The sequence below is a fragment of the Leclercia sp. G3L genome (assembly GCF_021117075.1).
Classification (GTDB): domain Bacteria; phylum Pseudomonadota; class Gammaproteobacteria; order Enterobacterales; family Enterobacteriaceae; genus Enterobacter; species Enterobacter adecarboxylatus_C.
Genome location: NZ_CP088265.1, coordinates 2,161,563 through 2,182,147 on the forward strand (window position 1 = coordinate 2,161,563; position 20,585 = coordinate 2,182,147).

General features: G+C 55.7%; 18 protein-coding genes. 4 read left to right on the forward strand and 14 right to left on the reverse strand.

All coding sequences use genetic code 11. The annotated features are described in order from the left end of the window. Positions 1-415: 415 nt before the first annotated feature. Positions 416-1,561 (forward strand): PD-(D/E)XK nuclease family protein, encoded by a 1,146-nt coding sequence (locus LRS40_RS11825; RefSeq protein WP_231313761.1) that lies wholly within the window; start codon positions 416-418, stop codon positions 1,559-1,561. A gap of 145 nt (positions 1,562-1,706) precedes the next feature. Here the strand turns inward: LRS40_RS11825 and LRS40_RS11830 are convergent, their stop codons facing one another. Then, the gene (locus LRS40_RS11830) at positions 1,707-2,783 is read right to left on the reverse strand and encodes an AAA family ATPase (RefSeq protein ID WP_231313762.1); all 1,077 of its coding nucleotides are present in this window, start codon (positions 2,781-2,783) and stop codon (positions 1,707-1,709) included. Positions 2,784-3,179: 396 nt separating this feature from the next. Then, the gene (locus LRS40_RS11835) at positions 3,180-3,410 is read right to left on the reverse strand and encodes a SymE family type I addiction module toxin (RefSeq protein ID WP_142486910.1); all 231 of its coding nucleotides are present in this window, start codon (positions 3,408-3,410) and stop codon (positions 3,180-3,182) included. A 189-nt stretch (positions 3,411-3,599) separates the two neighbouring features. Between LRS40_RS11835 and LRS40_RS11840 the strand changes: the two genes are divergently transcribed. Continuing rightward, the gene (locus LRS40_RS11840) at positions 3,600-3,944 is read left to right on the forward strand and encodes a nitrous oxide-stimulated promoter family protein (protein ID WP_231313885.1); all 345 of its coding nucleotides are present in this window, start codon (positions 3,600-3,602) and stop codon (positions 3,942-3,944) included. A 3-nt stretch (positions 3,945-3,947) separates the two neighbouring features. On the opposite strand, the gene LRS40_RS11845 is transcribed toward LRS40_RS11840, so the two are convergent. The 6 genes from LRS40_RS11845 to ascF form a co-directional block, all read right to left on the reverse strand. Further along, a complete protein-coding gene (locus tag LRS40_RS11845; RefSeq protein ID WP_156264523.1) occupies positions 3,948-5,180 on the reverse strand; it encodes an MFS transporter in 1,233 nt (410 codons plus the stop codon). A 13-nt stretch (positions 5,181-5,193) separates the two neighbouring features. Continuing rightward, positions 5,194-5,955: an ABC transporter ATP-binding protein gene (locus LRS40_RS11850; protein ID WP_231313763.1), complete on the reverse strand. Its 762-nt coding sequence runs from the start codon at positions 5,953-5,955 to the stop codon at positions 5,194-5,196. Beyond that, entirely contained in the window at positions 5,955-6,992 is a 1,038-nt protein-coding gene (locus tag LRS40_RS11855) for an iron ABC transporter permease (protein ID WP_156264521.1), read from the reverse strand. The genes LRS40_RS11850 and LRS40_RS11855 overlap by 1 nt, the downstream gene beginning before the upstream one ends. After that, positions 6,992-7,990 carry an ABC transporter substrate-binding protein gene (locus tag LRS40_RS11860; protein ID WP_231313764.1) on the reverse strand — a complete coding sequence of 333 codons (999 nt, stop codon included), beginning with the start codon at positions 7,988-7,990 and terminating at the stop codon, positions 6,992-6,994. The genes LRS40_RS11855 and LRS40_RS11860 overlap by 1 nt, the downstream gene beginning before the upstream one ends. Before the next feature lie 193 nt (positions 7,991-8,183). Continuing rightward, the gene (locus LRS40_RS11865) at positions 8,184-9,608 is read right to left on the reverse strand and encodes a 6-phospho-beta-glucosidase (RefSeq protein ID WP_231313765.1); all 1,425 of its coding nucleotides are present in this window, start codon (positions 9,606-9,608) and stop codon (positions 8,184-8,186) included. Between the two features lie 18 nt (positions 9,609-9,626). Beyond that, positions 9,627-11,078 (reverse strand): PTS cellobiose/arbutin/salicin transporter subunit IIBC, encoded by a 1,452-nt coding sequence (gene ascF, locus LRS40_RS11870; RefSeq protein WP_231313766.1) that lies wholly within the window; start codon positions 11,076-11,078, stop codon positions 9,627-9,629. A gap of 244 nt (positions 11,079-11,322) precedes the next feature. Between ascF and LRS40_RS11875 the strand changes: the two genes are divergently transcribed. Continuing rightward, complete coding sequence (locus tag LRS40_RS11875) at positions 11,323-12,342, forward strand: LacI family DNA-binding transcriptional regulator (RefSeq protein WP_231313767.1); 1,020 nt, start codon at positions 11,323-11,325, stop codon at positions 12,340-12,342. On the opposite strand, the gene LRS40_RS11880 is transcribed toward LRS40_RS11875, so the two are convergent. From LRS40_RS11880 to norV, 4 genes are all read right to left on the reverse strand, one after another. Then, entirely contained in the window at positions 12,337-13,989 is a 1,653-nt protein-coding gene (locus LRS40_RS11880) for an SgrR family transcriptional regulator (protein WP_231313768.1), read from the reverse strand. The genes LRS40_RS11875 and LRS40_RS11880 overlap by 6 nt on opposite strands. 262 nt (positions 13,990-14,251) lie before the next feature. Continuing rightward, positions 14,252-14,410 (reverse strand): hypothetical protein, encoded by a 159-nt coding sequence (locus LRS40_RS11885; protein ID WP_185902386.1) that lies wholly within the window; start codon positions 14,408-14,410, stop codon positions 14,252-14,254. A gap of 164 nt (positions 14,411-14,574) precedes the next feature. Then, positions 14,575-15,708, reverse strand: a complete 1,134-nt coding sequence (norW, locus tag LRS40_RS11890) for an NADH:flavorubredoxin reductase NorW (RefSeq protein WP_142486900.1) — start codon at positions 15,706-15,708, stop codon at positions 14,575-14,577. After that, positions 15,705-17,153 (reverse strand): anaerobic nitric oxide reductase flavorubredoxin, encoded by a 1,449-nt coding sequence (norV, locus tag LRS40_RS11895; protein ID WP_231313769.1) that lies wholly within the window; start codon positions 17,151-17,153, stop codon positions 15,705-15,707. Before norV ends, norW begins: the two co-directional genes overlap by 4 nt. Before the next feature lie 189 nt (positions 17,154-17,342). On the opposite strand from norV, the gene norR reads away from it, so the two are divergent. Next, a complete protein-coding gene (norR, locus tag LRS40_RS11900; RefSeq protein ID WP_142486898.1) occupies positions 17,343-18,857 on the forward strand; it encodes a nitric oxide reductase transcriptional regulator NorR in 1,515 nt (504 codons plus the stop codon). On the opposite strand, the gene gutQ is transcribed toward norR, so the two are convergent. Further along, positions 18,854-19,819, reverse strand: a complete 966-nt coding sequence (gene gutQ / locus LRS40_RS11905; protein WP_142486897.1) for an arabinose-5-phosphate isomerase GutQ — start codon at positions 19,817-19,819, stop codon at positions 18,854-18,856. The two genes, norR and gutQ, sit on opposite strands and share 4 nt — an antisense overlap. After that, on the reverse strand, positions 19,812-20,585 hold the full coding sequence (locus LRS40_RS11910; protein ID WP_156264513.1) for a DNA-binding transcriptional repressor: 774 nt from the start codon (positions 20,583-20,585) through the stop codon (positions 19,812-19,814). Before LRS40_RS11910 ends, gutQ begins: the two co-directional genes overlap by 8 nt.

Here is a 20,585-nt window from a genome sequence, read left to right on the forward strand (position 1 = left end):
TGAATATTTTTTCGCGAAAATTTTGAAATTTTGAAAAGTTTGAAACTTTTCGGCTTATCTCTGCATCGACTACAAAAGTTTCAAATCCAAAACTTTCTCTACAACACACCTAAAACGCATCTAAAACCAGTAACTAAAACATGCAAAATTTGCCAAAATTTTAGAGTTTTTTTTTCGAAAAATAGAGAGGATGATGGGCGATATGACGATTTTTTCACAGTATGTGTTCAGATTGAGAGTAGCATTGCTACAGATAATCTGGACACGTCTGTGCTGCTGCTGGACTGCCCGAGTGTAAGGTAGGGATGATGCTTGCTGATAGCTAAATATAATTTTTAGATAGAGTGTAGTGGGGTGAGGAAGTATGATTGATAAGTAAACCTCAATCTTATGAAATATAAAATGGAGAGTGTGGATGGAACTTACAATAAAATACAGTGAAGTTAAAAATCTAGCTTATTCCTTGAAAGTAAAAACCAATGCACTACATCATTTGCAGCCTTACAATGCTAACTTGATGGATGTGTTGGGGGCTAATGAAAATGCACATAGTGCGATTTTGGTAAAGATATTAAAATTTAAATGCAATGGTGTTAATGAGTTTTTACCTTCATTTATTAGCAGAGTGTTAAAACGTGATTTATTATTTAATCATGAATATTTAAACATTTCTGCAGAAAAATATAGAATTGATGCATTCATCCGTGATGAAAAAAATGCCATTATTATTGAAAATAAAATTCATGGGGCGGCAGATCAAAAAGAACAACTGAAAAGATATATTGATATCGCTAAGCACCTTGGCTTTTCTGCAAACAATATATATGTCCTATATCTCACAGGTGTTGACTCGGAATACGAACTATCAAAAAGCCTTGCTGAATACAGTGAGTCATTTATGGGACGTATTCAAATTTCCTCATTTAGCACGGATGTTTTAGCATGGTTAGAAAATGACGTAATTCCCAACATAAGGGATAAAGATAAAAATCTTCTTTTCTTTGTTAGTCAATATATAGATCATATTAAGGGATTATACTTTAAAAGAGATAAGGATAAAAACATGAATGAAAAAATAACTGAATATCTCATTGAGTCAATGGGCTTGAAAAGCGAAAGTCTAGAAAGGACCATAAGTGTAATGGAGGAAGAGTATAATGTGGTCAATGGATTACAAAAGCGACTGGCCAGTTTGATAATAGAGAAGAAAGAGAAGGCTTTTGATTATTGGTTTGAAAAACTAAAAATAGACTTCCCTCATTTAAGTGTTTTAAGAAATATTGACGACAGTACTCTAACTAAAGTTGGAGTGGTTTTTTACTCAGATAAAGGGAATTTTTCAGTTTTGATTGAGAAAAATAATGATTCATTGTATTTTGGAATCGGTAGACATTTTACCAAAGATACGATATTGAATGAAAAAATAAAATCTTTCAGTGATGTTTTTTTAGACAAGCCCTTTAAACTGTCTCCATGGTGGTATGGATGGAAATTTACTAATTACGAAACTGGATATCACGAACTATCTGTTCTTATACAAAAAACACAAACAGTACTTTGACGCTTTCAATCATGAAATCGTTGTTCATTGATGAGAAAGTAATTTCACGTCAAATAGGTCCCTTCTTGAAAGGAATCGCACTCTTATAGTACCCCCTCTACAAATAGAGGGGGTACCTTTTTATTTTCATGGAACTAACTCGACCTTATAGATCGACTGATGTCAATACCTGCAACATAGCGTCATCATAGCGTTCCATTTCTGACAGGCGAATCGCCTGTTTCAATAACATGGATTCAAATAAATTTCTGGCCAAACGACCATTTGCGAACTTGTCAGTGGACTTTCTGTAATTTGAGAAATTATCTAACAACGCCCTTTCCAGTTCATTATCTATTGTGTAGTCATTTCTCTCGGCCATTAACTTGACTATATTGACCAGTTCTTCATCATTGTAATCATCGAATTCAATGAAAAAGTTAAACCGAGATTTTAGGCCAGGGTTTATATTCAAAAAATCCTCCATCTCATCTTTATAACCTGCAACAATAATTACAATATCATCACGGTAATTTTCCATGGCAACCATGAGAGTTTCAATTACAATCTTGCCGAAGTCATTGCCCTTACCCGCTAAAGCATATGCCTCATCAATGAAGAGAACACCACCCTTGGCCTCTTCAAGAATTTTGCTGGTAATTTTTTCTGACTCTCCAATATGTTGCCCGACCAGATCTGATCGTCTGACTTCTCGGAATCCTCCTTGACTCACTAATCCATAAGCCTTGAAGAGCCTACCAATAATTCTGGCTACGGTTGTTTTACCTGTGCCTGGGTTACCCGTAAACACGATATGTCTACCAACTGAGACTGACTCCAGCCCCAGCTTTTTTCTTTTCTGTTGGATAGTACTGAAGGCAATGAGTTCTTTTATCTTTATTTTAACACTAGTCAAACCGATGATATTATTTAGTTCATTCTGGATGGATGTTATTTCATCATGCTTAACATTAGCGATTTGATTATTATTATCTGGTGCATTACAAAGAGCGCAGAGTTCTGCTATAGATGCCTGTTTGCCAACATACTTCATATCAAAAAATGAGCAAAGTCCTTTTATATCAGTATAGGTTAGGTAGCTTAAAGCTTGTGTGAGAGTCATCGAATCGAGCACTCGCCTAGTTAATTCATACTTGTTCCCAGTGCCGATATTGCCATTCGCTCTAAGAATAATTTGCAAGTCAGATTTATGGAGGTTTTCTAGAAAATCAAGAGGTGACATATAACTTCCTTATTAGCAAAAGTGATGATTTTAAAATCGAGGTGATATACAAACTACTGCTTGTCCGGGGGGATTACCGTCCTACGCGTTGCTGCCGCTCCTCACGTGCTGCAGGTCGGGTTTTTCGAGAGAAGACGGTTGCCGCCTAAATTTTGCACATTTAACAGTTAATGTAGGTCAATATGTTGTTTTTTATATTTTTTTTAAAAACTCATTAAAAATCAACTGAGACACACCAATGCATCATGGGGGTGTGCGCGTCGAAATTGTCAGTAGTGGTCATGGAGTGATGATGTCCATTTCTTTGAAAATAGTGCTGTTCAGGCGACGTTAGCGTCGTGTATTGCCGCTATTGTCGCATGAAAAAAACACCCGGCGCAGCAAAATGTCGCGACTTTACGAGGCCTCTTCCACAACCAGTTCGATCACTAATTTTCCCTGTTCTACCAGCACCCGTACCCGGGAATGGGTTTTAAAACCCGCCTCTTCCAGCCAGTCGCCTTTTAGACTTAGCGCGGCGTGCACGCTGTAGCGCGTTGGGATCTTGGTCTTGCGATCCTCGTGACGTTTTCTGAAATAGCCCACGGTGAGATGACGGCTGGGTCTGGAAATACACATATCCGACATAGAAACTCCTTTTTCTCAGGGAAGGATCCGGTGAAATAAACACCTGTATAAAATGCCAGTAAAAAGAGGCGGAGACAAACGCATAACTGCGAAGCGCCTTCAGAAAACGAAATGTAAAATATGAAATTTGGCTGAATATCCGGTCTGAAAAATGTATTATAAATGCAACTTATCAGTGGGTATCAGCCTATGTCAGGAAAACGTATCGCGCGCGAAAAAGAGACCATCCGCAAGATGATCGCGCTCTATGAAAAGCAGTGCCCGCAGGCATCGAAAGAGGCTGGGCATTATCCGGCACTGAATGATTATGCCGACAAGCGGCTGGATAAATGCGTGTTTGGCGAGAAAAAACCGGCCTGCAAACAGTGCCCGGTTCACTGCTATCAGCCGGCTAAACGGGAAGAGATGAAACAGGTGATGCGCTGGGCGGGGCCGCGGATGCTCTGGCGACACCCGATTTTAACGGTTCGCCACCTGATAGACGATCGCCGCCCGGTGCCGGAGCTGCCGGAAAAATACCGTCCGAAAAAATAACGCTCAGGCGCGTGGCCTGCGCATTGGCCGACAGATAACGACCATGGCGAGGGCGCTGCAAAACGGAAACACCGCCAGCACCAGCCACGGGTACATCGCCCCGACAGAGGGTGTCAGCGCCCGATCGAGCAGATCACCCAGCAATAAATTCCCCGCCAGCACCGCGCAGCCGCCTGCGGTCGCCAGCGCGCCGTAATGCGCGCCTAAGGTCGCTTCGCTGGCAAACCACGGCACCACGTCTTTGCCCGCCGGCACCAGCAGCATCTGCCCGGTGGTCAGCAGCGTGACGAAGCAGGCCGCAGGCAGCAAACGCAGCCAGCCGGCCGCTGGTTCTGATGGCGCAAAGAGCGCGACGCTCAGGAACGATACGGCAATCAGCAGAAAGCCCACCGGCAGGATCCGCACTGCGCCTATCCGGCGGGCAAAACGCGCCAGCGGCAGCTGAAAAAGGATCACCAGCCCCGACGCCAGCATAAACAGCGGGCCGAGATCTTTTTCGCTGCCTCCGGCACGCTGGATCTCGACCGGCAGCGCCAGATAGAGCTGGTTATAGCTTAACAGCCAGCTGCTCCAGGCGATGATGAACGCCACGAACCGCGGCTGGCGAAAGGTGGTCCACCACGGGGTTATCTGCAGCGGCTGGTTTCTTGCCGACCCGGCCGGCAGGCAGAAGAACAGCACGATCAGCGCCACCACGAAGACCGCGGCCCCTGCCAGCGCCACCTGGCGAAAGCCCAGGCCAGTGAGCAGGGCGCCCGCCACCGGGCCAAGCACTGCCCCCAGCTCGCCGCACACCGCAAACAGCGCGAACCACTCGGCGCGGCTGCGTTTGCCCTGCGCCTCGCTGCGGGTTCCGGCTTTTGCCAGTAAGGCTTCAATGGAGGGGGAAAATAGCGCGCCGCCGATCCCGGTGAGGCACGCTCCGGCGATGATAACGGGCAGACTGTAGCCAAAGGCCAGCAGCAGGTAGCCCACCACCCGCACCACGCAGCCGCAGAGAATAATCACGCGCGCGCCGTAGCGGTCGGAGAGGGCACCGCCGACGATAAACATCCCCTGCTGGGAGAAGGTTCTCAGCCCGAGCACCAGCCCGATAAGCCCGCCCGAGAGCAGCATATCGTCGCGTAAAAAGATCGCCAGAAAGGGGACAACGGCATAAAAACCGATGTTGAAAACAAACTGGCTGCCCAGTAAGACGGGCGGCCAGAGTTGTGTTGCGGGACGGATCGGGAACACGTCTTACCTCGCCTCAGACGAGGTAGTGGATATGTTTTTTGCCGTGAAAAGGCGACAGCTCAATGCGGGTTTTCACCCGGAACACCTCCCACAGCAGCTCTTCGGTAAGAATTTCCTGCGGCGTGCCGGTAGCAACAACGCGCCCTTTCTGCATCACAATCAGCGCATCGCAGAACATCGAGGCGTGATTAAGGTCGTGGATGGCGACGATGCTGGTGACCGGCAGCTGGCTGATCAGCTGCATCAGCTGCATCTGATGATGGATATCCAGGTGGTTGGTGGGTTCATCCAGCAGGATCTCGGTCGGCATCTGGGCCAGCGCCCGGGCGATGTGCACGCGCTGGCGTTCACCACCGGAGAGGCTCTGCCAGCCCTGATCGCTGTTATGCAGCATATCCACCGTCTTCAGTGCCGAATTGACGGTCTCGTCATCCTGCGCCGTCCAGCCGGAAAATGGGGAGTGGTGCGGAATACGCCCCAGCTTCACCACGTCCCGCACGCGCATGTTGGCATCGGTCATACCGTGCTGTTCCACAAAAGCCACCCGACGGGCGAGCTGCTTTTTGGCGATCCCGGCAATGCTTTTGCCATCCAGCGCGACGGTGCCGGTATGCGGGCGACGCAAACCGGCAAGGATCCGCAGCAGCGACGATTTACCGGAGCCGTTTGGCCCCAGCAGACCGACGGTCTGCCCCTGCGATACCGCCAGCGAGACATTATCGACGATGACCTTTTTACCCACCTTCCAGGTGATATTTTCAGCAGTGATGCTCATCACTTATTCCTTGAACGATAGATAATCATGGCAAAGAACGGGACGCCCACCAGCGCGGTGACCACGCCAACCGGCAGGCTTTGCGGGGCGATCAGAAGTCGGGAGGCGATATCCGCCAGCACCATCAGGATCGCGCCGGCCAGCGCGCTGGCGATGAGCAGCGTGCGGTGCAACGGGCCAAAGAAGAAGCGCATCACGTGCGGTACCACCAGGCCGACAAAGCCAATGGAGCCCGCCATGCTGACGATGGTCGCGGTCATTAACGCGGTGACGATAAACAGGATCAGGCGCACCCAGGGCACGGCGATCCCCAGCGAGGCGGCGGCATCGTCGCCAAAGGTGAAGGCGTCGAGCGCGCGGGCGTAATAGAGGCAGATCGCCAGACCCACCAGCACCATTACCAAGACCAGCTGGAACTCGGGCCATCTCACGCCGCTAAAGCTGCCCAGCAGCCAGAACATCACGTCGCGCGCCTGCTGGGCGCTGGCCGAGGTGCTGACGGTCCAGGCGGTGATGGCGTTAAACAGCTGCGAGGCGGCAACCCCGGCAAGAATGGTGCGTTCACTACCGCCGCGCGCGCCGTTGGTCAGCAGGGCCACAAACGCAAAGGCGGCAAAGGCTCCGGCAAAGGCCCCGGCGGAGAGGGTGACGGTGCCGCTGCCAACCCCCAGCACCACCACGGCGACCGCGCCGGTGGACGCCCCGGCAGACACGCCCAGCACGTAGGGCTCAGCGAGGGCGTTTTTCAGCAGGCTTTGCAGTACCGCGCCGCAAATCGCCAGCCCCGCGCCGCAGCAGGCCGCCACCAGCGCCCGGCTCAGGCGGAAGTCCCAGATTACGCTCTCGTAGATGCGGTTGAGCGGAACCTCGGTTAAGCCGATTTTGTTGGTAATGGCATAGAACACGCTCTGCAGGGGGATCGACAGCTCCCCCACGCTGACGCCGATGGCGATCACCAGCAGTAACGCCACTATCGCCAGAAAACCCGATGCCGGCAGCAGCCAGTTATGTCGGGTCTGTTGAACCACTGCGGTCATTAATTCAGTCCTATCTTTCTGAGCTGTTCACCGACCTGTTCCGCGCCGTAGATAGTGCGGATGGTTGGGTTCATCGCCTGGCCGTCCATGATCACAATGTGACCTTTTTTAACGGCTTCCAGCTGGCTGACGGCCGGATCGCTCTTCAGGAATTTGATTTTCTCCTGGGCATCGTCCAGCGCCCAGCGATTACGGTCGAGGCTGGAGACCACGATCACGTCCGGGTTGGCGGCAATAATGCTTTCCCAGCCGACGGTAGGCCATTCGGTTTCGGAGGTGATGGCGTTGTGGCCACCCAGCACGTTGGCAATAAAGCCGGAGGCGCTGTTTTTCCCGCCGACGTAGGCGTCAGAAGAGGGGGAAGAGCTGGAGAACCAGAAGACGAAGGAGAGGTCTTTTTTGTTTTTGCTGAACTCGCTGCGCAGATCGGCTTCGCGCTTTTTGAAGTCGGCAATCAGCGCCTGGCCGCGATCTTCCACGTTAAAGATTTTGGCGAAATCTTCGATCTCTTTGTACAGGAAGGTCATATCCCACAGCTTCTGGCGGCTGCCGTACATATCGCCAATATCTTTTTTGGTGGCGCACATGCCCGGCGACATATAGCTGTTCACGCCCACGGTCGCCAGATCTTCGCGTTTGGCGACTTTACTCTCCGGGCCCAGCAGCAGCGGCAGCTGCGCCGGAACGAAGTCCGGGTTTTGCGCCAGGATAGACTCCAGAGTGGGGATCTCGACGGTCAGCGTTTTGACTTTTTTGTTCTGTTCAGCCAGCTGCGGCAGCACTTTGGTTGGCCAGAAGGCGCTGGCGGCTACCTTATCTTCAAGGCCCAACAGCAGCAGAATTTCAACGGTATTTTGTCCCAGCGCCACGACGCGCTCCGGCGCTTTGGTGAAGGTTTCTTTATATCCGCAATTCTCAATCGTCAGAGGATATGTGGTCGCAAAAGCCGAGCCTGCTGTTGCGATCAGCAATCCTAATGCGCTGATGACCTTTTTCATGGAACGCTATCCTTCATTAATGTAGTTATGGCAGCCCGGGCACCTGGCTGAGAATGAATATCATTTATTTCGGCGGAGTTTTATACAATGATATATTCATGGTGTCAATGAACGATAATAACGCCATGAAACTATTGGGTTTGTGAGGACGTTTGTAGGCCGGGCAAGCGCAGCGCCGCCCGGCGAAGGGGGATTAATCTAAATCTGCACCGTTGCTGGCGATCACTTTCTTGTACCACCAGAACGATTTTTTGCGTTTGCGATCGAGGGTGCCGTTCCCGGCGTCATCGCGATCGACATAGATAAAGCCGTAGCGCTTGCTCATCTCGCCCGTTGAGGCGGCCACCAGATCGATGCAGCCCCAGCTGGTGTAGCCGATCAGCGGGATGCCGTCTTCAATCGCATCGCCCATGGCGCGGATGTGCTCCCGCAGGTAGCTGATGCGGTAGTCGTCGTTGATCTCGCCGTTAGCGTCAATCTCATCTTTCGCCCCCAGCCCGTTTTCCACCAGGAACAGCGGCTTCTGGTAGCGATCGTACATCATGTTCATGGTGATGCGCAGGCCCAGCGGGTCGATGCCCCAGCCCCATTCGCTCACCTCGATGTGCGGGTTGCGCAGGGACTTGACGATGTTGGCCGCGCTGGTGTTGCCCGCGTTCATATCCGCCGAGGCGCAGCGCGAGGCGTAATAGCTGAACGACACAAAATCGACGGTGTGTTTCAGCAGATCGTCATCGCCGGGATCTTTGACAATCACCACCCCTTTTTCGCGGAACACGCGGGCAGAGTAGGCCGGATAGCTGCCGCGGGCCTGTACGTCGATAAAGAACAGGTTCTCGCGGTCTTTCTCCAGCGCCATCCACACGTCTTCCGGTTTGCAGGAGTATGGGTAGAAGTTACCGCCCGCCAGCATGCAGCCGACCTGGTTTTCCGGGTTCACCTCGTGGGCAATTTTGGTCGCCAGCGCGCTCGCCACCAGCTCGTGGTGCGCCGCCTGGTACTTGACCTGGTCTTCGTTTTCGCCTTCCTCAAACACCAGCCCGGCGCCGGAGAAGGGGCTGTGCAGCATGATGTTGATCTCGTTGAAGGTCAGCCAGTACTTCACCAGTCCGTTGAACTCTTCGAAGCAGGTGCGTGCATAGCGGGCGAAGAAGTCGACCATCTTGCGGTTGCGCCAGGAGCCGTACTCGGTCACCAGATGCATCGGCACGTCGAAGTGGCACAGGGTCACCAGCGGCTCGATGTTGTACTTTTTGCACTCTTCGAACACCGCCCGGTAAAAGGCAATTCCCTCTTTATTAGGCAGCGGCTCGTCGCCGTTCGGGTAGAGACGGCTCCAGGCAATCGAGGTACGGAATACCGTGAAGCCCATCTCGGCCATTAAGGCGATATCTTCTTTATAGCGATGGTAAAAATCGATCGCGTTGTGGCTGGGATAGAACTCGTCGTCACGCAGCGAAAAGCGTTTTTCCTTGCCGACTTTTACCGCCAGGCGGTTAGCGCCGTGGGGGATCATATCGACGGTGGTCAGGCCCTTGCCGCCTTCACGGTATGCGCCTTCGCTCTGGTTAGCGGCCAGTGCGCCGCCCCATAAAAATCCTTGTGGAAAAACTGACATTGTTACCTCGCTATACATTTATGCTTGTGCTGCTTTGGCCTGAACCGGTGCGGTTTGTAGCGCGCGCGCTTTTTCCGCTTCCTCTTCTACCGGGATATCTTCAAAGCCCAGGATCAGGGTCAGCACGAAAGAGAGCACCACGGCCAGGGCCATCACCCCGAATACCCAGACGATAGACATCGGGTTAGCCGGGTCGAAGAACTGGACGCTGGTAAACAGGCCCGGCGCCGCCATTGAGTGGCTGGCCAGTCCGGCAATCCCGGCGACGGCGCCGCAAATAAAGCCGCTGATCAGGCTCGCAATCAGCGGGCGTTTCAGGCGAACCGCCACGCCGTACAGCGCCGGTTCAGAGATCCCCGCCATGATGGCAGAAGCCGCTGCGGCCAGCGCCGTCTGACGCAGTTCCGGGTTTTTGGTTTTCCACGCCACCGCCAGCGATGAACCGCCGAGTGACAGGTTGGCGCCGATTTCAGACGGCATCACCATCCCTTCTTTGCCGGTTTCGGCAATGGTCTGAATGATGGTTGGGGTAAAGACGCGGTGCATCCCGGTCATCACCAGCAGCGGCCACAGCGCGCCCATGATGGCAACGGACAACCAGCCCAGATAGCCGTGAATGGTGTAAACCAGGGAAGAGATGCCGCTACCGATCCAGATCCCCAACGGCCCAATCAGGACGATGGCGAGCGGGGCGGCAATCAGCACGATCAGCATTGGCTTAAGGAAGTTTTTGGTGACCGCCGGGGTAATTCTGTCCACCCAGCGTTCGATATACGACAGGCACCAGGTCATCACCAGCGCCGGGATCACCGTGTAGGTGTACTTCACCGCGGTGACCGGAATGAACGCGAACTCGACGTGCTCGCCCTGCGCCGCTTTGGCCATCAGCTCGATAAAGCTCGGGTGCACCAGCACGCCGGCAATGGCAATCGCCAGCGACATGTTGGTTTTGAATTTTACCGCGGCAGAGGCAGCCACCATCAGCGGCAGGAAGAAGAACGCCCCGTCACCGATCACCGTCAGAATGGTCAGCGTCGGTTCGCCTTTGGTCAGCACGCCGGTCATCTCGAGGATCATCGCCAGCAGTTTGACCATCGATCCGCCGATGATCGCCGGGATCAGCGGTGACATGGTGCCGATCAGCGCGTCGAGGATCCCGGCGCCAATGCGTTTCAGGGTCAGCTTTTGCGGCCCCTGCGGCGCGGCAGGCTGCATGTCGGCGGGCAGCAGATTCACCACCTCGCGATACGCCTGGGAAACGGTATTGCCGATGATCACCTGGCACTGGTTGTCGTTGCGCACTACCCCCAGCACGCCGCTGATGCTCTTAAGCGTGGCGCTGTCGATCAGGCTCTCGTCTTTCGCCACAAAGCGCAGTCGGGTCATACAGTGGGTGACGGCGACAATGTTATCTTTGCCGCCGAGCGCGCTGACAACGGCATTCGCCAGCGCAGCATAATTTTTGGCCATCGGGTTGTATCCTGTTTTATCAGTAAGGTACGTCTTCACCGTGTGCAACGATGAAACTTATATAGGAAACCGGTTCCACAAAATCATGAAGAGTTTCCTGAGATCAAACAAGATCATGTTTTGACCATTTTTTATATTCGTGATGACGATCACCTAACGCCATAAAAAGCGTGCGATCCACGCTGCGACAATTTTTACGCGGTGCAGTACACTGCCGCTCACTGGATTAAGACGGAACAGATTGATGACCACGATGCTGGAAGTGGCGAAGCGGGCAGGGGTCTCGAAGGCGACGGTTTCCCGGGTGCTTTCAGGCAATGGCTACGTGAGCCAGGAGACAAAAGACCGGGTTTTTCAGGCGATTGAAGAGAGCGGCTACCGCCCCAATTTACTGGCGCGCAACCTGGCCACCAAACGCACGCAAACCCTCGGGCTGGTAGTGACTAACACCCTTTATCACGGGGTCTATTTCAGCGAGCTGCTGTTCCACGCCGCCAGAATGACCGAGGAGAGAGGGCGTCAGCTGATCCTTGCTGATGGCAAGCACAGCGCCGATGAAGAGCGGGAGGCGATTCAGTATCTGCTCGATATGCGCTGTGATGCGATCATTATCTACCCGCGTTTTCTCAGCGTCGATGAGATGGATGAGATCATCCAGAAGCACGAGCAGCCGGTGATGGTGCTCAACCGTCGCCTGCGCAAAAACAGCAGCCACTGCGTCTGGTCGGATCATAAAGCCTCCAGCCAGGCGGCGGTATCGACCCTCATCGAACAGGGCCACCGCGATATCGCGTTTATCACCGGATCGCTGGACTCCCCCACCGGGATTGAACGTCTTTCCGGCTACAAGGACGCGCTTGCTGCACACCGCATTCCGCTACGCGAATCGCTGATTGTCGAGGGCAAATGGACCCCGGCCAGCGGGGCGGCAGGGGTGGCGACGCTGCTGGCGCGCGGGGAGAGTTTTACCGCGCTGGTAGCGAGCAACGACGACATGGCGATCGGCGCTATTAAGCAGCTCCACGACCGCGGGATCGCCGCGCCAAGGGCGGTTTCGGTGGTGGGTTTCGATGATATTGCCATGGCGCCCTACGTGGTGCCCGCGCTTTCCAGCGTGCGCGTGCCGGTGACGGAGATGGTGAAAGAGACCATCAGCCGCCTGATCTTTATGCTCGACGGCGGGGAGTTCACCTTCCAGCAGACCTTTGCCGGGGAGCTGATCCTGCGTGATTCGGTGATCCCCGGCCCGCACCGCCGATCATAATGCCGCCGCCGGAGGCAGCCAGGCGCGGGTAAAATCGAGCCAGCCGCCTGCGGTCAGCACCATATCCTGCACGTTTTCCAGGGCGTTGATCCGGTAGCGATAATGGAACAATGGCGTGCATCGGCCCTCCGCCAGCAGGCGCTGGAAAAAGGGCGTCAGATGGGCGTGAAAATGCGCTTCGCTGTCGCTGTTTTGCATCAGCTGCTGTTTCGCGGTCCCCCAGCCCGCCTCGCCCAGCGCCGTGGCCCAGGCGGGTTCATAGATAAACCATTCTGCCAGCGCAAAGGCTGCCATTCCGGTTGCCAGATGATCCCCCAGCAGCAGATCGGCGTCCGCCAGCGTATCGGGGGCATACCAGCCATCACGATCTTTCCACTCGGTGTGCAGCTCACAGCCGTGCGGCTGTAGCTGGTGCCGCCAGCTTTCAGCCAGCTCGCGCAGTTCAGGCGTGTTGTAGCACACCAGTTTCAGCCGGGGCGGCAGGTTGATATCAGCGGGCGCGGGCAGGCTGGGCACCTGTAGCCCGGGGAGGATTTCAGTGTGGATCTGCAGATCTTCACGCCGGCCAAAGCGCTGCTGGTTGAGGGTCAGGGCGGTCTGGCGCAGATACGCGGCCAGCGCTTTGGGCAATGTTGCATTCACCATCAGCCAGGCAAAACCGCCGCTGGTTGAGGTCACCGCTTCCTGCGGGGCGCTGCCTTTCCCTACCGTGATCCATGCCGGTTTATCGGTTACCGTGCCGGTGCGCCAGAACTCAATGGCGTGCAGCAACGGATGGGCGGCAAAGTACCAGGGCTGGCGCTCGAGGCGCAGAAAATGCGAGTGATGACGGGCAATGGCGAACGGCCCGGCGCCGACCTCCGGTTGCCGGGGGTGCGGCAGACGGCAGATCGGATGGGCGAGGCGATGGGCCAGCAGCGCATCCGGGGCATGCAGATACACCGCCAGACACCAGGGGGCGACGAGGGTGACCGTGTCGATATGCATCAGCCCGCTATTGCGCGCCGGATCGGCCAGCAGCAGCTGCATCGCACTCAGAATATCGTCGTCGCTCAGCGGCTGACCGTTGTGCCAGTGAGCGCCGCTGCGCAGGTAAAAATGCCAACGCAGTCCGTCCTCAGGGCAGGCCCAGTGGTGCGCCAGATCGGCCACCGGCTGTGCCTGACCCGGTTCATAACGGGTTAACCCGGCGTGGACCGCGCAGATAATATGCTGCTCGGCGCGCCGACGATGCAGCGCCGGATGCAGGGAGGTGAGCGGGCGATACCAGGGAATGCGCAGCGTTGGCTGATGCTTGAGCCATTTGCCGCCGAGAAACGGAGTGATGATGTGATGCAGGCTGGCCGGATCGCCGTCCGCCAGCTGGAGGGCGCTCTGATAATCACCTTTCTCCAGGCAGGCGTGCATCAGCGGGGCGCTGAGTTCGCTGGTGGTCACCAGGCAGTGCAGGGTGGCGCGATGCCCGCGCCCCGGCTGCGCCTTCCAGCTTAACCAGCCGCTTTCCGCCAGCTGGCGTAACAGCGTGCGGGCGTGGCGTTCGCTGCACAGGGCGACTTCCGCCACCTCGGCGATGGTGGTGAGTCTGGCGCTTAAACCGTAATGCACGGCGAGCCGCTGGTACTGGCGGATTTTCTGGATCTGGCGCATGGCGGCATCCCTGACAAAGGCGTTGCTAAGAGTGTAGGGCTTTTTGCGCGATAATAAACGTTTTGCCGGGTGGCGCTTCGCTTACCCGGCCTACGGGACGGGTGCCGGCTGCTTTGCCGGGTGGCGCTTCGCTTACCCGGCCTACGGGACGGGTGCTGGCTGCTTTGCCGGGTGGCGCTTCGCTTACCCGGCCTACGGGGCGCTTCGCTTACCCGGCCTACGGGACGCTGTAGGCCCGTGCAAGCGTAGCGCCGCCGGGCAATCAGTGCTTGATCTGACTGACAGGCAGCATCAATTCGCGCAACCGCTCGATGCGCGCTTCCGGGCTGAGATAGAGCCAGCGAAAGAGAATACGTTCATGTTTCTTTGCCTGTCTGAACCAGGCAGCAAGATAGTTAAGTTCCTGGGTGAAGTTTTTCATTGGCGGTCTCCGGCTGACGAGTACCGCAACAGAGTAGGCCGTAAACAGGGATTAAAACAGGACAGGGTTTGACAGCTGTTCCGCATTAAAAAAGCCCCGGGGCACCGGGGCTGCGAAAGGCAAAATCGGACAAGCATACAACGAGTAGAGCAAGAGTTTGAGGGTTAAACAGATAATGATTTCAGCAGGGCAAAGGCCTCCTTCATGCGATCTTCACTGACCACGAAGGCGCGCAAATTGCCTTCGCTGTCCGCTCCTTTCGCCACCATCCCCTGGGGTTCGATGGCGATCTGCCAGTTCAGGTCCTGGCGCTGAGTTTCGCCTGCCAGATGCAGCGGCAGTTCCGGCGTTTTCACCTTCACCAGCATCGCAGGCAGTTTCAATGGCGTGTTGGCTCCGAGCAGGTTCTTCGCCAGATACATGGCGCTTAACTGGATCGGCTGCAGGAAGGGCAGCACCTGACCGTTAATTTCGGCGCAGTCACCCAGGGCATAGATATCCGGCTGGGTGGTTTGCAGATAGCTGTCGACCTTCACGCCGCGGTGGGTTTCTGCCCCCGCACGCTGAGCCAGTCCGATCTCCGGACGCAGGCCGGTGGCGGCAATCACCACATCCACTTCGATACAGCGGTCACGATCCAGCAGGGCGCAGATGCCGGTATCGGTTTTGGTCAGGCTTTGCAGCTGGGATTTCAGCTGCAAATGCACGCCCATATCGGTCAGCCGGTGTTGTAAGCGACTGCTTACTTCGGCTGGCATCAGCGCCGACAGAATGCTGGCGGAATGGTCAACCAGGGTGACCGCTTTCCCGGCGCGGCAAAAATCCATCGCCAGTTCGCTGCCGATAAGCCCCGCGCCGACAATCATCACCCGCTGGGCGTCACGCAGCGTGGTTTCGCAGGCCCGGTACTCCATCTGGCTGTTGAGGGTAAGCATCAGCTCGCGGCCCGGAACCGGCGGCACAAAGGCTGCGGCCCCGGTGGCCAGAACCAGTTTGTCATACGACCACTGCTGGTCTTTCCCTTTAACCACGTGCGCTGCGGCATCAATGTCGGTGACCCAGGTGTAAGGGAACAGGCGCAGGTTAAACTGTTCGGCAAACTCCCCCGCCGTCTGGCGGGTGAGGTCGTCTGCATGCTGACTCTGGCTGATCACGTGGCTTAAGTCAGGCTTGTTGTATTCATCCATGCTGTCCGCGGCAATCAGCGTCAGCGGGACGTTCGCATCCTGTTTACGGATATTTTTTACCAACTGGCGGGCGGCGAAGCCCGAGCCGATAATCACAATGCCGTGGCTCATTTTGCCTCCGATGCCAGTTCGTCAAAGACGTCTTTACCGAGGGAACATTCCGGGCACAGGAAGTTATCTGGGACGTCGCTCCACGGTGTGCCCGGCTGGACATCCTGCAGCGGTTCGCCGAGGGCCGGATCGTAGATCCACTGGCAGACGCTGCACTGCATGCAAGGGCCGAGGTCGGCGGCGGCTGCGGCGGCACAGGCGCAGGCTTCCTGCTCTGGGGTGGCTTTAGCGGTCGCTTCTGGCAGAGGAGCGAGCGCCCACTGACGTGCAATGTCGCGGCCGTGCTGGCGGCAGATTTCCAGCGCGTCCAGATCCGGACGCCATTTCGCCTTCAGGCTCATCGACATTTCAAAGCCCGCGTCCTGCAGACGGGTTGAGAGACGGTCAACCGCACCGCCGCTCCAGCCGTGGGAGCCGAAGGCGCTGGCGCGTTTGTTGTGGAAGCGCAGGCCGGTCATCTCTTCCACCAGGCCGGCAATTTTCGGCATCATCACGTTGTTCATGGTGGAGGTGCCCACCAGCACGCCTTTGGAGCGGAAGACATTGGTCAGAATGTCGTTCTTGTCGCTGCGTGCCACGTTAAAGATTTTCACCGCCACATTTGGGTCCACTTCATTGATGCCCTGAGCAATCGCGTCGGCCATCATGCGGGTGTTGTTGGACATGGTGTCGTAGAAAATGGTGATGCGATCTTCCTGATAGTCCGCCGCCCACTTCAGGTACTGCTCGACGATCTGGGTTGGGTTCTCACGCCATACCACACCGTGGGAGGTCGCAATCATATCCACCGGCAGGTTGAAGCCGAGGATTTCGGTAATTTTTGGCGTAACCAGACGGCTGAACGGGGTCAGGATGTTGGCGTAGTAGCGCTGACACTGCTCGTACAGCTCGGCCTGATCCACTTCGTCGTTGAACAGTCGTTCGTCGCAGTAGTGCTGGCCGAAGGCGTCGTTACTGAACAGCACGGCGTCGCCGGTCATGTAGGTCATCATGCTGTCCGGCCAGTGCAGCATCGGGGTTTCAACGAAGATAAGCTGTTTGCCGTTGCCGATATCCAGTGAGTCGCCGGTTTTCACCACGTTGAAATTCCACTCCGGATGGTGGTGATGACCATTGATGGAGTCGATGGCGTTATTGGTGCAGTAGATCGGAGTGTCCGGGATGCAGGACATCAGCTCGGTCAGGGCACCGGCGTGATCTTCTTCAGCATGGTTAATGATGATGTAGTCGATATCGGCCAGGTCAATTTCACTGCGCAGATTTTGCACGAACTCACGGCTGAATTTATGATCAACGGTGTCGATCAGCACGTTTTTTTCTTCCCGGATGAGATAGCTGTTATAGCTGCTGCCGCGCAGCGTTTTGTATTCCGTTCCGTGAAAATCACGTACTTCCCAGTCACGTTGACCAACCCAATGAATATTGTTTTTAACCAGAATAGACATAGCAACCTCAACTTAATACAGCGAAATTAAACGAAAGATGTAATGGTAATTGCAGGTTGCGTGCCAACTTTATAACTTATTGATTTTTAATGGTTTATAAAATAATAACTCCTGATGGGTAGTCAATTTGACTGTCATTGATATAGTCAATATGACAAGATGTATTGTCAAAATGACAGTGAGGCGAGAATGAGTTTTTCTGTAGAGGTGCTGGCGAAAATCGCCATTGAATTGCAGAGCGGCATCGGGCATCAGGATCGTTTTCAGCGGCTGATCTCCACCCTGCGTCACGTCCTGGATTGCGATGCCTCGGCGCTGCTGCGCTACGAAGGGCGGCAATTTATCCCGCTGGCGATCGACGGCCTGGCGCAGGACGTGCTGGGAAGGCGCTTTACCCTGGAGGGCCACCCACGGCTGGAGACTATTGCCCGCGCCGGGGATGTGGTGCGCTTCCCGGCCGATAGCGACCTGCCCGATCCCTACGACGGGCTGATCCCCGGCCAGGAGAGCCTGAAGGTGCATGCCTGTATCGGCCTGCCGCTGTTTGCCGGGCAGAACCTGATTGGCGCTCTGACCCTTGACGGCATGTCGCCGGATCAGTTTGATACCTTCAGCGACGAAGAGCTGAGGCTGATCGCCGCTCTCGCCGCAGGGGCATTGAACAATGCCCTGCTCATTGAGCAGCTGGAGAGCCAGAACAGCCTGCCCGCGGGCCCGGCGGTGTTTGAGCAGGTGAAAAACACCGAGATGATCGGCCTGTCGCCGGGCATGATGAGTCTGAAAAAAGAGATTGAGATTGTCGCCGCCTCCGACCTGAACGTGCTGATCGAGGGCGAAACCGGGACCGGGAAAGAGCTGGTGGCGAAAGCCATCCATGAGGCCTCACCGCGGGCGGTCAATCCGCTGGTCTACCTCAACTGCGCCGCCCTGCCGGAGAGCGTGGCGGAGAGCGAGCTGTTCGGCCACGTCAAAGGGGCCTTTACCGGAGCCATCAGCAACCGCAGCGGCAAGTTTGAAATGGCCGATAACGGCACCCTGTTCCTCGATGAGATTGGCGAGCTGTCGCTGGCATTGCAGGCCAAGCTCCTGCGTGTATTGCAGTACGGGGATATCCAGCGGGTGGGCGACGACCGTAGCCTGCGGGTCGACGTGCGGGTGCTGGCGGCCACCAACCGCGACCTGCGCGAAGAGGTGCTGGCCGGGAACTTTCGTGCTGACCTGTTCCATCGTCTGAGCGTTTTCCCGCTTTCGGTGCCGCCGCTGCGCGAGCGGGGCGAGGACGTGGTGCTGCTGGCGGGCTATTTCTGCGAACAGTGTCGGCTGCGGATGGGGTTATCCCGGGTGGTGCTCAGCCCCGGCGCCCGGGCGCACCTGCTGAGCTACGGCTGGCCGGGCAACGTGCGCGAGCTGGAACATGCCATTCACCGAGCGGTAGTGCTGGCCCGGGCCGCGCGGCTCGGGGATGACGTGGTGATCCACGCGCAGCATTTTGCCCTGCATGATGAAAGCGCCCCTGCGGTGACGCCGGAAACCCCGCTGGTGGTGAATCAGAACCTGCGTGAGGCGACGGAAGCGTTCCAGCGCCAGATGATTAGCCGGGCACTGGAGCAGAACAGCCGCAGCTGGGCGGCGAGCGCGAGGGCGCTGGAGACCGACGTCGCCAACCTGCACCGGCTGGCGAAACGTCTGGGTCTGAAGGGTTAGAGGATGCCTGCCTGGTAGAAATCCTGCAGGTTGATGGCGCCGCACAGGCGGCCCGCTTCATCCACCACCGGGGCGGCGGTGATTTTGCGCTTCATCAGCAGCTCTTTGGCTTCTATGGCGCGGCTTTCAGCATTCAGCGTCAGGCCGCCAGTGGTCATGGCGCTACTGACATTAACGTCCAGTTTGCCGCCGCCCACCAGCCAGCGACGCAGGTCGCCGTCGGTGAAGACGCCTTTCACCTGGTTGTCGTCATCGCAAACCGCCACCAGGCCGAGCCCGGTACGGCTCAGCTCCAGCATCGCATCCATCACGCTGGTATTCAGCTTCACCTGCGGGATCGCCTCATTAGTGCGCATCAGGTGATGCACTTTATTCAGCAGACGCGCGCCCAACGCACCTGCCGGATGAGAGCGGGCAAAATCTTCTTCATTAAAGCCGCGGGCCTGCATTACCGCCATCGCCAGCGCATCGCCCATCATCAGGGTATTGACGGTGCTGGAGGTCGGGGCCAGATGCATCGGGCAGGCTTCGCGCTCCACCGAAATATCCAGCGTGGCTGTGGCGGCCAGCGCCAGCGGCGAGCGGGATTTTCCGGTCATCGCCAGCAGTGCAACCGATTTTTCCTGCAGGCGGGGCAGGATCAGATCCAGCTCTTTCGCCGAGCCGGAGTAGGAGATAAACAGTAGCACGTCGCGGCTTTCTATCATCCCCAGGTCGCCGTGCAGGGCCTCGGCCGGATGGACGAAAAAGGCCGGGGTGCCGGTGCTGGCCAGGGTCGCGGCAATCTTCTTGCCGATATGCCCGGACTTGCCGATGCCCGCGACGATCACTTTACCTTCGCACTGAATAATGGTGTTTGCCGCACGAACGAAATCCTCACCCAGACGTTCCGGCAGGCGGCTGGCCTCCTGCAGTTCCAGCATCAGGGTTTGACGACCCGCGTTTAACAGAAAATCACTCATCTCTCTCTCCGGTTACAATCACTTCGATTCCTTTCTCTTCCAGCGCTTTTTTGAACGCCGGATCGATACCCGCGTCGGTGATCAGCTTATCGACGCTCTCAAGGCTACAGACAATATTCGGGCTTTTACGGCCAAACTTCGACGAGTCGGCCATCAGGATCACTTCCCGGGCGGCGTTGCACATCGCTTTGCTGACGCTGAACACCTCGTTGAAGGTGGTAACACCCGCGTTGAGGTCGATACCGTCGGTGCCCATAAACAACCTGTCAAAGCTGAAATGGTCGAAGGCGTTCTCCGCCAGTTGGCCGTGAAAGGAGGCGGATTTTTTACGGAAGGTGCCGCCGGGCATCAGGATGGTTTGTTCGTTGTCGAATTCGGACAGGGCGTTGACGATATGCAGGCTGTTGGTCATTACCGTGATGTTATTAAAGCGGCTCAGCATCGGCACCATCTGCAGCACCGTACTGCCCGCATCGAGGATAATGGAGTCACCGTCATGGATATACTTTACCGCCGCGTCAGCGATTAACGCCTTCTGGTGGGTGTTGATCAGGGTTTTATGATCGATAGGCGGATCGGCCTCGTCCTTATTCAGCACCACGCCGCCATAGGTGCGGATCACCGCCCCAGAATTCTCCAGGATCACCAGATCTTTGCGGATCGTGGTGCCGGTGGTGTCAAAGTAGTGGGCCAGATCCTCAACCGAACACTTTCCCTGCTTTTGCAGATGGTCAAGAATGGCCGCCTGCCGCTGACGGGGTTTCAT